Here is a 10,062-nt window from a genome sequence, read left to right on the forward strand (position 1 = left end):
GCCGCCTGACCCCCGTCGAATACGAGACCGTCATGACCACACCGGCCCTCCGAGCCGCGTGACCCAACCTGTCACCCGAAACTGCAGCAGACCCTTTCGTTTGGCAGCCAACAAACTTCACCAGCGCATCGAGGTCACCCTCGTGAGGGTTCCAGACCGTGTCCTCGGGGAACGCCTTGGAGACGTCCTGATGGCCAGCCGGATGGCCTTTCAAGGCCATGAGGGATCTCACGCGGATCGCAAGCAAGGCGCATTTAGCGTCACCTACGAGGGACTGAGTTGCCTTGGCGCATTTCTGCGGGAAGAGCCGTTGCCGCCGCTCACGGTCTATACGCGGGATGCCAAAGCACGCCGTCTGGCGGGTCAAGATGCGGTTCCAAGTAACGCGGGGCCCGCTTCAAGGCCCCCGGAAGGGCGGACATAGCTTGTCAGCCTGACATCAGAGGCTGACATCAACACCGGCGTACGACAGCGGATCGCGCCAACCACGGGCGGAGCAGGGTCGGCTTGTGAAGAGGCATCTGCACACGTCGGCGACTACGGAGATCGAACTCCTGAAGCGACACGTGCGAAGCGTGCCGGGGCGCCATCACACACCCGGACACATAAGAGCCGACCAGGGCTGCTGCGGGGTCGCTGGCCCCTTGACCGCGAACATCCGCGGGAGGAAGATCCTCCTCCCGATAAAGGAGTTGTGATGCTGCGGTTCATGGACTGGTCCGTGGTCGCGATGGGGTGCGCGCTGGTCCTCATGAGCCTCGGCAGTCGGCGGTGGGAGCGGACCAAGGTTCGGAAGGGAGAGAGTCCCGATCAGGGCGTGCGATCCTTTCGGGTGTGGCTCCCCCTCCTCATCGGCCTGGGGGTGATCAGCGCCAGGATGCCGAGCCTGTTGCTCGCGCCCCACCTCATCGTCATGATCATGGACACTCTTAACGCCGTGCTCGGGGTCGCGGTGCTGATCTTGGTCCTCAGGACGGGGTATCGCGTCTCTCGGGCGCGGAGTCCTCGCACCCTCGATTGACGGCAGCGCTGACGGCAACGAGCACGGACGGCAACGGCACCCAGCGGCTTGTCGCGGAAGCAGCACGGAACTGTCGGGCCAGGCCGCCAAGGCTCGCCCGCATCTTCTAAGCGCTTGGCCGCAGGTTCGAGTCCTGCCGGGGGCGCACAGCCTCAGCCCTCCCGTCGGGAGGGCTTTTTGCTGGTCAGGGCGGGTGTCACTGATCACGACGAAGCCCCGGACGCCCTCTTGATGATCAAGGGCAGACTCCGGGGCTGTCCGGCTGTCACCGGGTTTTCGCGGGTGGCCGTGTCGAATACGTGTCGAAGTTGTCGACCCGAGGAAGATCAGCCAACGCCCGGCACCTCCGACTCAGGGAGGTCTCCCGCGGCTTCCAATCGCCGTTTCAGGTCCGGCAGCTGCCCGTCAATGCAGCGGGCGTAGGTAGCCAGCGGCACGGCGACGCTGTTCCCGGCCCACTCCGCCACCTGGGCGGGCGGGATGCCGTCGTTGAGCCACTTCGTCAGGCGCGTGTTCCGGTTGTCGTACACCCGCCGCCCGGTGGGCGACTCGAAGACGTGCGGGGGCAGGACGGCCTTACGTGCGCTGCGCCATGCCCGACGGATGACAGAGCCGGCGAGGATGCCGCCCGACTCGCCCTGGAACAGCAGATCACCCGGCTGAAGCTGTTCGTCCTCGATGTGCTGCCGCAGGATGCGTGTCAGGGCCGGATGCCCCGGCACGGTGCGTGTTTCACCCTCCGCACGGCCTTTCAGGTCGCGTTGCTCGTGGATCTCGCCCGTGTCGGTCCACTGCTTCCCGATCTCCGGCGTCGCTGTGTGGATCAGCAGCTCGCACCACTGGTCGTCGGCGTCGGGCTTGGGCAGGGTCACGCCCTCGACGCGCATGGCTACGGCCTCCTCGGGGCGTGGGCCGCAGTAGTACAGCGTGGCGAAGAAGGCATGGAGCCGCTTGCCGCCCCGCGGCCGGCGCCGTATCCAGTCGAGGATTGCCGCCGCCTGCTCGGGATTGAGCAAGGACCGCTTGTCCACGGCGTTAGTGGTCTTCGTGGCGGCCGTCGACTCCTTGCCCTTCGGGAGGGGGTTGGTCCGCAGGATGCGCCGCCGAAGCGCGTACTTCATGGCGACGTTGAGGATCCGACGGTTGCGCTTCCGGGACCAGGCCGCCGCTTGCTTGCCGTCGAGGCGGGTGTCGATGGCTTGCAGGACCTGGTCGACCTTCTCCGGGTCCTCCCACGCCGAGACGGGCAGGGAGTTCCGCTCGACCCACTTGAGGATGGCCACCACGTCTCGGGGCGCGTCCGGGCGTCGGTTGGTGTTGAACGCCCATTCGCGCAGGGCCGTGCGCACGGCCGCAGGTGCGAACTGGGTGGGCTTGGCCCGCAGTAGCGCGATGGTGGTCGCGGTCATAGTCTTGGCGATGTTCTTGCGGCTGTTGCCGCCGAGTTGAGACCAGCGGGCATCTACGTACTCGACGGCGAACTTGTACCAGCTCATGGTGGCCGACTTGGAACGATGGGACACCGGGAGGCCGGTAGCGACGACGAAGGCCTCGCCCTTGCCCGTGGCCCGGATGAGTTCTGAACGAAAGCCCTCGGCGAGCGCGACGGTGTTGAAGGGCTCGCGCCAGCGCTTGTCCGCGACCGTCCAGCGCACGGTGTACGTGGTCTTCCGGGCACCCTTGTAGGTGAGGATCTTGTAGATCTTCACGTCGTACGTCGTCTCCATCAGGCGGCGTCCTCGCAGTCGTCGAGCCAGTGATCGAGGTCGCTCCGCCGGATCCGGAGGTCGCCGTTCGGGAGCTTGATGCAGCGCGGCGCACGGCGCTTGGCCCGCCAGTCGTAGAAGGTCGAGCGCGAGATGGCCAGTTCCTCGCAGACCTCCGCGAGGGTGAGCATGGTGCGTCGCGACGGGATGGCCGTGGTCATTCCGTGCTCCCTTCGCTCAGGAGGGCGTCGCGCGCGGTCTCCCGGTTGGTCTGGAGGTCACGGGCGATGGTCGCGGCGAGAGCGGCCTCACCCGGCGTGTGGCCGTGGCCGGCGTACTGCCAGTCCGCCAGGACAAGGACGGTGTCCGGCTCGCGGTCGTCGAGGCCGACGACGGATGCCTCCTGGGCGGCCCGGTAGGCGGCGCGTTCCTGGCGGAGAGCGCCGAGAGTGGTGGAATAGGTGCACGACTTGGACGAGAAGTGCCCGCGGAAGCCGAGCATGTGCGCCCAGGCCCAGAGACGCCGGTCCGGGTACAGGCTGTCCAGGTCGCGGCACGCGGTGATGAGCCGTCGGGTGTGGTCCGGGACCTGGTGGCGGTCGAGTTCGGCGAGTTCGCCGATGCGGCGGTCCAGGGTGCCGGTGTTCTCGGCCGCCTTGGTGGCGTACTTGGCCACGTACGAGGCGACGGCCTGTTCGGTGATGTCGGAGCCGTCGCCGAAGACCTTGACCGGGCGGACGTCGAGCTGTCGGCCCCAGCGGAAGGTACGGACGGGTTCGTCACCGGCAGCCGGGGCCGAGACGGACGTGTACGAGTGCGCTGCGGCAGCGCGTACAGCGTCCGTGAGGAGGTCGACCGTGGCCCAGGCGGGTGGGGATGTTCCGGGCCCCTCCGGGCCGTCGAGGCGTACGACGGCGTGGAAGTGCAGGGCGCCGCGCTTCTGGAACTCGGCGACCTTGCCGTACGAGACGCGAAGGTGTTCGGCGAGTTCCCGGCGAGGCAGGCCGACGCGGGCGGCGAGTTCGCGGCGGAGCCGGGTGGTGAAGCGCTGCCAGAGCTGTCCGGCGTGGTTGTTGAACAGCACGGCGCCCGCGTAGTCGTAGCTGTCCGGATCGAGGGCGGTGCCCAGTTCCGGAGCGTCGGGCGCGTGCGGGGCGCCGCAGCGGCAGGAACCGCGATCGGGGCGGTTGTGGACCGGGCCGAACGAGGGGGCCGTGAAGGTGGCGAAGACGCGCGGATGATCGCGGATGGTGGCGGGGACGTCGCGGCGGTCGTCTCCGGCCAGGCCGGCGCGGATCAGGTGGTACGTGTCGCCCGCGTAGGTCCAGGCGCAGGACGGGCAGCGGGAGGCGCGACGGTTGCCGCAGGCGAGGCGGAGGCGTCCACCCGGCTCCTTCTCAGTGGAGTAATGGTGCAGGATCTCGCCGCTGGTCTTGTCCTTGTGGAGGACCCAGCCGGTGACGTGGATCGGGTCGGAGCAGCCGCCGGTGCGGCGGATCTGGTCCTCCCAGCGGTCGTAGTCCGAGGCCGAAGCCACCCGGAGCACGTCCCCGAGGGTGATCGGGTCAAGCAATGTGTCGGGCATGGGCGCACTCGGTGTCGCGGGTGAGGCGCGGTGGGCCATGCTTGGGGTTCCTTCCGGTTGCGAGATCGGACAGGGACGGCGCCCGGGCGGCGGATGCTTGGCGGTATCAAGGCCGCCCGGGTGCCGGTCAGCGACGCTTGGCGTCGGAGGCGAGCAGGGAGCGCAGGACGACGGCGCAGACGGCAACTGAGGCGCCGGTGATGGCGACCGCCAGAAGCAGGGAGACCAGGACGGCGCCGAGGACCAGGACGACGGCCGTGCCGCAGCCGACGAGGGCGAGCGCTGTGCCGGGGGTGAGCTGGACCGGGGGCCGGGACGGCGCCGGAGTAGGCGTGGTGGCCGGCGGGATCTCTGCGTTCCGGGTGACGGTGGTCGGCTCGATGACGGCGGGCGGGGTGGTGAGGCCCGTCGGCATGGGCATGGTAGGGATCTTCGGGCGGAACATGGGTGGTCTCCTCTCGCGGGCGGGCTACTTGACGAGCGCGTTGATGGCCGGGGCGAGGACGCTGTCGGCAAGGAGGAAGCCGCCGAGCAGGAGCACGGCGATGAGCCAGGCGGGCGGGCGGATGAGCTTGACGCCGAGGTAGCCGACGACGAGCAGGGCGAACCAGAGCGGGACCTGCATGGCGGTGGGTCTCCTAGCGGACGCGGCAGCGGTGGGTGCGGGCGGCGAGTTGGGCCGCGGACTGGCTGGAGTAGTCGGCGGACCAACCGCAGTCGTCGGAGGTGCACACGGCGGCGTGCTTGGTCTGGCCGTGGCGGTCGCGGTGCGTGCCGATCTGCACCGGGCCGATGTGCATCACGGAGTGGAAGTGGTCGCGGGCGGGCATGTCAGTCGGTCTCCTCTCGGGCCGTGGTCGGGGCGGGGAAGCTGGCGCGGATACCGGCGGCGGTGGCCGGGTCGGCGGTGAGGCGGGCGGCTTCCTCGGCGAGCAGGTGGGCGAGGAAGGGCCGGTTGGCGGCAGCCATCTCGCGGGCGCCGTCGAGGTAGTCGGAGGCGGTCAGGTCGGCCGGGTCGCGGGTCACTGGTCTTCCTCTCGTGCTGGTCAGGTGAGGTGGGCGGCGATGGCGTCGGCGAGGTGGGGCGGGACACCGAGGCGGGAGCGCAGGGTGTCTGTGTCGATCGGGGCACCGGTACGGGCGCGGTACTCGTCGGCGACCTTCCGGGCGTGGTCGACCAGGACGGCGGGGACCGGAGGAGCGGAAGCCGGGGCCTGAGATGCGGGGGCGCCGTCAGGCTCGGGCACCGGCTCAGTTCCCGATGCGCGTTCGGCGTCCGGGACCGGCTGCTCGACCGGAGACACGACCTCCTCCACGTCCGCGACAGATGCCGGCGGCACCGGTCCCGACTCCGCAGCCGACGAGTGCGCGAGGAGCGTTCCGCCGAGGAAGGCGAGCGCGGGCCATCCGGCGATCCCGAGGCGCAGCAGGGCGGGCGGGTCGGCCAGGTCCAGGAACCCGGCCGTGGCGATGTTGGCGCCGAGCGAGGCGAACAGCGCGACGAGGAACCAGCACCAGGCCAGCCGAGACGGGCCCTCACTGCGCAGGCGCCGCCAGGCGGCGACCAGGAGCAGGTCGACACTGACCGGGTAGGCCCAGGCCTTCCAGCCGTTCTGTCCGGCAGCGGAGGCGAGGTCGTGCAGGTGGGCGAAGGACAGGGCACCAGCGATGACGGCCTGAATCAGGACCGCGTCGACACGGAGGCCGTGACGGGCACCCATCAGGAGTCACCGGGGTAGGCGGGGCCGCCGTCGGGGTCGTAGCCGGACGGGAACGTGCCGGGCGGCGGCTCGGGCAGCGAGACGGCGAGGGACGGGCTGACGGCTTCCACGAAGTCGAGGTCGGCGCCGGCCATGTCGGCGTACAAGGCGAGTTGGCCGAGGAGGAGCACGGTCCGGGCGAAGTCCTCGCAGTTCGGGCACACGGCGGGGTCTCCCTTCTTTGGGCATGGCGGGGGTAGGGACCTGGCGCGAAGGCGGTCGCGCCGACCGGTGGGGATCCGAGAGGGATCAGACAGCGGCTGAGGAAGCCTTGGCCAGCGACACGGGAGCGGCGGCGGAGGCGGAGGCGGAGAGGACGGGCCGGAACGGAGCCAGCTCGGGCAGGTCCGGGGTCCGGTCGGCGTGCCGGTTGCAGATGTTCACGGCCTGGCGGAGCGAGGTGTGCGGAGCACGGATGCGGTGCCATCCTCCGGAGGAGTCGCCCGCGATGGCGAGCCCCCGCATTTCGGCCGGGATCTGGATGGCGGCGAGGACGGCGTCCGGGGCGATGTCGCCGAAGGCCATGTTGGCGGATGTCTCGTCGTTGACGCGGTGGGCGGTGCGGCCGGTGAGCTGGGCGCGGAGCATGGTGATGCCCTTACCGAGTTCGGAGCCGAAGCGCTGGCCGCAGATTTCGAGGTAGATGCCGGCCGCGCGGCCGAGCTGGGCGAGGCGGACCAGGGCGGTGATGATGCGGTCCCGGCGCTTTTCCTCCTCCTTGTTGGCGTACAGGGCGAGTTCGGCCACCTCGTCGACCAGGACCACGACCGGGACCGGGCGCAGGTGATCGGGCAGGTCCCAGATGTCGGCGGCGATCTCCGCGTCCGGCACGTCAGCGGTGATCCGCTGCTGAGCCCGGATGACCTGATAGGTGCGCTCCATGCGGACCACGAGCGCCTCCAGCACTTCGGCAGCGGTGTCGGGATCGTCAGCCAGCGCGGAGAACCGGCGGGCCAGCGGGAACAGTTCAACCCCCTGCTTGCAGTCGATGCCTACGAGGGCGACGTCCATCGGTGCGAGCCCGGCGACCAGGTTGCGTTGGTAGACGGACTTGCCGGACTCCGTGGCCCCGAGGGTGAGGGCGTGGGGTATTGCCCGGTAGTCGCGGTAGTGCACCGAGCCGTCCTGCCGCAGGGCGACCGGTACCCGCATCGGCCGGGTTTCGGTCTTGGCCGGCATCTGCACCCGCTTGAGCACGTCGTAGCCGGTCATCCGCACCTCTACGACGCCGGAGCGCAGCTCCCGCGAGGTCACGCCGTACATCGAGAACGAGTGCCGGAGCCGGTCCGAGGCGGCGGCGATATCGAAGGCGTCCTGCCCGGGCTGGAGCTTGAGCCGCAGGACCAGGCCGGTGCGAGTGGGCCGCAGCCGCAGAATGCGCGGGGCACGTGGTCCCGGTATCGGCCGGTTGGTGGCACGGGCGAGAGCGAGCCGCCACCGCGCAGGCGGAACGGTTAACCCGCACGCGTCCATGACCGAGCCGTACCGGACAAGGACCCGCACCACGGCCAGCGTGACCCCGAAGGTCAGCCAGTACCAGGCGGGGCGCCGCCACCGCAGAAGAACCGCGGCGACGGCGACCAGCACCAGGGAGACCGAGAAGCCGGTCATGATCAGGCCGCCTTGGGCCCTGCGGCGGCATCGGCGAGCGAGGTGACCGCGACCGCGCGGAACGCGATGCCGTGCCGCTTCTGGCCGTTGAAGTCGTTCTCCCAGGGGCGGGCGATCAGGCCGGTGAGTGCGACCGGCGTGCCCATGGCCAGTTCGCCGGTGATGCCGGGCTCCGGGACGGTGATGGAGAGGATCTCCACCTCCTCGTTCGCCGCGAACATCACGTCGACCGTCATCAGCTTGGCCCCGGTCTCGGCGTCGGTGGCGATCTCGCCGGTACGGCGGTCACGGACCTTGACCTGCGGGGACTTGGCGACCATCACGACCGCGCCGGCGGTGTCGACGGGAATCTGACGCAGAGATCACTCCTCTATAGATGCTGAACTCCGCCACTCATGCACATGAGCGACATGAAGAAGAGTGCCTGACTCCTGTACATGAGTCAATCCGCCACGAAGAGGAACTCGTGACGGGTTGCGGAGAGTTGAGTGCGCGTCAGTCGGCGGCACGGATCCGGTACTCGAAAACGAACTGGTCAGCGGCCATGAGGGTGTCGCACACTTCAACCACGAGACCCGCGGTCGTACGGGCCTCACGGATCAGATGAACCACGGGCGCACCCGGACTCAGTGCCAGCTCCGAGGCTTCCGCCTTGGAGGCCGGCCGCGCTTGCAGCGTCTCGACGAACTCCGCGAACTCATGCCCGTGGTCTTCGAGTCGGGCGTAGATGCCACCGCCGCCGGGGTTCTCGGCGAACAGCTCCGGGATGTCCTTCACGACGTCCCAGGGCAGGTACGACGTCGCGGTCTCGACCGGGGTGCCGTTACGGAAGTACAGGCGACGACGAGCCAGCACCTGCGTACCGACCGAGACGCCCAGTCGCTGGGCGGCATCCTCGGGCGCCTCCATGGGCCCGATGTAGAGAACGCTGACTTTGGCGGTGGCGCCGGACTGAGCGGACTCCGCGAGGTAGGCCGCCTGTCCGCCCTGCCGGAGCGAGCGCCGGAAGCGATCGGAGGAGCGGTGCCGCACCGGAGGCCGGTTCTTCACGATCGAGCCCTTGCCGTGCCGGGTCTCGACCAGCCCACTCGCCCGCACCTCGACCATGGCCTTACGGATCGTCCCGCCGGACACGCCGTAGCGCTCCACCAGCTCAGACTCACTCGGCACCATGTCGCCAGGCTTGAGAACTCCCGCCCGGATCTGTTGCACGATCTCGTCCGCGATCTGCACGTACCGAGGTCCGGACCCGACCCCTCCAGCCGCAGTTCCCATAGTCCTTCTCTGCCTCCTATGCTCCTCTACATGAGTCAAGCACAGGAAGCGACGCCGTCTCCCCTGCACTCCGTATCCGTGGCCGGAGTGGTGGTGCGCGAGGACGGCCGCCTCCTGGCGATCCGCCGAGCCGACAACGGCACCTGGGAACTCCCCGGCGGCATCCTCGAACTCGACGAGACCCCCGAGGCCGGCGTCGCCCGCGAGGTCCTGGAGGAGACCGGCATCCACGTCGAGGTCGACGAACTGACCGGCGTCTACAAGAACCTCACCCGCGGCATCGTGGCCCTGGTCTTCCGCTGCAAGCCCTCGGGCGGCACCGAACGCACCTCAAGTGAGTCCACAGCCGTCTCCTGGCTCACGCCCGCCGAGGTCAGCGAGCGCATGTCCGAGGTCTTCGCAGTCAGACTCCTGGACGCCTTGGACGGCAACGGCCCGCACGTACGCAGCCACGATGGCAGGCAGCTGCTCACCCGATGACAGAAGCGGATAACGCACGTCGGCAACCGAGGCACATCACGGAGCTCTCCAGCGTCCATGAGTTCCTTGATGAGATACGCCTCCGCCCCGGTACGTGGCTACGCGGCGGCTCACTCCAGCACTTGGACTCCATGCTCATCGGCTACCGAGCCGCGATGGCAGTGCACGGTGCCGAGGAAGACTTCCCCTTCTGGAGCCCTGGCACTCAGGGCCCGTTCGCCGAGTGGTTGTGGCAGCGGCTCGGCCGTCACAGCTCCCTTGGCTGGGCGGTCGAGATCGAACGCGAGGCACAAGAGGCCGGCGTACCTGCGGTTGAGCTGTTCTTCAGCCTGTTCGATGAGTACCGACGAGAGGCCCACCCAGCCGAGGGATAAGACTTTCCCTACTTCATCAAGCACCCGTCGTCGCTTCGCTCCTCCGGGCGGGCGCGGGCGGCCGGCGGCGCCCGCGCTCATGTCTCCGCCCCGCTCGGCACCGCCGGCCGCCCGCTCCCGCCCAAGAGGCAGGCACACGGGGCATCAGGTCAGAAAGGTCTGCTGCAGTTTCGGGTGACAGGTTGGGTCACGCGGCTCGGAGGGCCGGTGTGGTCATGACGGTCTCGTATTCGACGGGGGTCAGGCGGCC

At 69.2% G+C, this 10,062-nt stretch carries 15 protein-coding genes; 2 read left to right on the top strand and 13 right to left on the bottom strand.

The features are described 5' to 3' along the window. The first annotated feature begins 697 nt into the window (after positions 1-697). A complete protein-coding gene (locus ACWDEN_RS47085) occupies positions 698-1,021 on the top strand; it encodes a hypothetical protein (protein ID WP_450864215.1) in 324 nt (107 codons plus the stop codon). A 326-nt stretch (positions 1,022-1,347) separates the two neighbouring features. On the opposite strand, the gene ACWDEN_RS47090 is transcribed toward ACWDEN_RS47085, so the two are convergent. From ACWDEN_RS47090 to ACWDEN_RS47145, 12 genes are all read right to left on the bottom strand, one after another. Next, positions 1,348-2,748, bottom strand: a complete 1,401-nt coding sequence (locus ACWDEN_RS47090) for a tyrosine-type recombinase/integrase (RefSeq protein ID WP_450864217.1) — start codon at positions 2,746-2,748, stop codon at positions 1,348-1,350. Beyond that, positions 2,748-2,948 carry a helix-turn-helix transcriptional regulator gene (locus ACWDEN_RS47095; protein WP_450864219.1) on the bottom strand — a complete coding sequence of 67 codons (201 nt, stop codon included), beginning with the start codon at positions 2,946-2,948 and terminating at the stop codon, positions 2,748-2,750. Before ACWDEN_RS47095 ends, ACWDEN_RS47090 begins: the two co-directional genes overlap by 1 nt. Next, entirely contained in the window at positions 2,945-4,312 is a 1,368-nt protein-coding gene (gene repSA / locus ACWDEN_RS47100; RefSeq protein WP_450864221.1) for a replication initiator protein RepSA, read from the bottom strand. The genes ACWDEN_RS47095 and repSA overlap by 4 nt, the downstream gene beginning before the upstream one ends. Before the next feature lie 127 nt (positions 4,313-4,439). Further along, a complete protein-coding gene (locus ACWDEN_RS47105) occupies positions 4,440-4,757 on the bottom strand; it encodes a SpdD-like protein (protein ID WP_450864223.1) in 318 nt (105 codons plus the stop codon). A 24-nt stretch (positions 4,758-4,781) separates the two neighbouring features. Next, complete coding sequence (locus ACWDEN_RS47110; protein WP_107069211.1) at positions 4,782-4,937, bottom strand: hypothetical protein; 156 nt, start codon at positions 4,935-4,937, stop codon at positions 4,782-4,784. A 13-nt stretch (positions 4,938-4,950) separates the two neighbouring features. Then, positions 4,951-5,142: a mobile element transfer protein gene (locus ACWDEN_RS47115; RefSeq protein WP_225101442.1), complete on the bottom strand. Its 192-nt coding sequence runs from the start codon at positions 5,140-5,142 to the stop codon at positions 4,951-4,953. Between the two features lies 1 nt (position 5,143). Continuing rightward, positions 5,144-5,338 carry a hypothetical protein gene (locus ACWDEN_RS47120; RefSeq protein ID WP_225101441.1) on the bottom strand — a complete coding sequence of 65 codons (195 nt, stop codon included), beginning with the start codon at positions 5,336-5,338 and terminating at the stop codon, positions 5,144-5,146. A gap of 20 nt (positions 5,339-5,358) precedes the next feature. After that, positions 5,359-6,033, bottom strand: a complete 675-nt coding sequence (locus ACWDEN_RS47125; protein WP_450864225.1) for a DUF2637 domain-containing protein — start codon at positions 6,031-6,033, stop codon at positions 5,359-5,361. Then, positions 6,033-6,236 carry a hypothetical protein gene (locus ACWDEN_RS47130; protein WP_450864227.1) on the bottom strand — a complete coding sequence of 68 codons (204 nt, stop codon included), beginning with the start codon at positions 6,234-6,236 and terminating at the stop codon, positions 6,033-6,035. The genes ACWDEN_RS47125 and ACWDEN_RS47130 overlap by 1 nt, the downstream gene beginning before the upstream one ends. A gap of 85 nt (positions 6,237-6,321) precedes the next feature. After that, positions 6,322-7,683, bottom strand: coding sequence for an FtsK/SpoIIIE domain-containing protein (locus ACWDEN_RS47135; protein WP_450864229.1), 1,362 nt, complete (start codon positions 7,681-7,683; stop codon positions 6,322-6,324). Between the two features lie 2 nt (positions 7,684-7,685). Next, the gene (locus tag ACWDEN_RS47140) at positions 7,686-8,042 is read right to left on the bottom strand and encodes an SCO3933 family regulatory protein (RefSeq protein WP_225101437.1); all 357 of its coding nucleotides are present in this window, start codon (positions 8,040-8,042) and stop codon (positions 7,686-7,688) included. Between the two features lie 136 nt (positions 8,043-8,178). Then, positions 8,179-8,958 carry a GntR family transcriptional regulator gene (locus ACWDEN_RS47145; RefSeq protein WP_450864231.1) on the bottom strand — a complete coding sequence of 260 codons (780 nt, stop codon included), beginning with the start codon at positions 8,956-8,958 and terminating at the stop codon, positions 8,179-8,181. 18 nt (positions 8,959-8,976) lie between these two features. On the opposite strand from ACWDEN_RS47145, the gene ACWDEN_RS47150 reads away from it, so the two are divergent. Continuing rightward, positions 8,977-9,438: an NUDIX hydrolase gene (locus tag ACWDEN_RS47150; RefSeq protein WP_450864232.1), complete on the top strand. Its 462-nt coding sequence runs from the start codon at positions 8,977-8,979 to the stop codon at positions 9,436-9,438. A 110-nt stretch (positions 9,439-9,548) separates the two neighbouring features. Here the strand turns inward: ACWDEN_RS47150 and ACWDEN_RS47155 are convergent, their stop codons facing one another. Beyond that, a complete protein-coding gene (locus ACWDEN_RS47155) occupies positions 9,549-9,836 on the bottom strand; it encodes a hypothetical protein (protein WP_351609345.1) in 288 nt (95 codons plus the stop codon). Positions 9,837-10,062 lie beyond the last annotated feature (226 nt).

The sequence above is a fragment of the Streptomyces sp. NPDC001153 genome, assembly GCF_053598315.1.

Bases quoted from the DNA above. Each gene is read 5' to 3' on its own strand.
- ACWDEN_RS47085 (WP_450864215.1), top strand. From the start codon at position 698: ATGCTGCGGTTCATGGACTGGTCCGTGGTCGCGATGGGGTGCGCGCTG.
- ACWDEN_RS47090 (WP_450864217.1), bottom strand. From the start codon at position 2,748: ATGGAGACGACGTACGACGTGAAGATCTACAAGATCCTCACCTACAAG.
- ACWDEN_RS47095 (WP_450864219.1), bottom strand. From the start codon at position 2,948: ATGACCACGGCCATCCCGTCGCGACGCACCATGCTCACCCTCGCGGAG.
- repSA (WP_450864221.1), bottom strand. From the start codon at position 4,312: ATGCCCGACACATTGCTTGACCCGATCACCCTCGGGGACGTGCTCCGG.
- ACWDEN_RS47105 (WP_450864223.1), bottom strand. From the start codon at position 4,757: ATGTTCCGCCCGAAGATCCCTACCATGCCCATGCCGACGGGCCTCACC.
- ACWDEN_RS47110 (WP_107069211.1), bottom strand. From the start codon at position 4,937: ATGCAGGTCCCGCTCTGGTTCGCCCTGCTCGTCGTCGGCTACCTCGGC.
- ACWDEN_RS47115 (WP_225101442.1), bottom strand. From the start codon at position 5,142: ATGCCCGCCCGCGACCACTTCCACTCCGTGATGCACATCGGCCCGGTG.
- ACWDEN_RS47125 (WP_450864225.1), bottom strand. From the start codon at position 6,033: ATGGGTGCCCGTCACGGCCTCCGTGTCGACGCGGTCCTGATTCAGGCC.
- ACWDEN_RS47135 (WP_450864229.1), bottom strand. From the start codon at position 7,683: ATGACCGGCTTCTCGGTCTCCCTGGTGCTGGTCGCCGTCGCCGCGGTT.
- ACWDEN_RS47145 (WP_450864231.1), bottom strand. From the start codon at position 8,958: ATGGGAACTGCGGCTGGAGGGGTCGGGTCCGGACCTCGGTACGTGCAG.
- ACWDEN_RS47150 (WP_450864232.1), top strand. From the start codon at position 8,977: ATGCTCCTCTACATGAGTCAAGCACAGGAAGCGACGCCGTCTCCCCTG.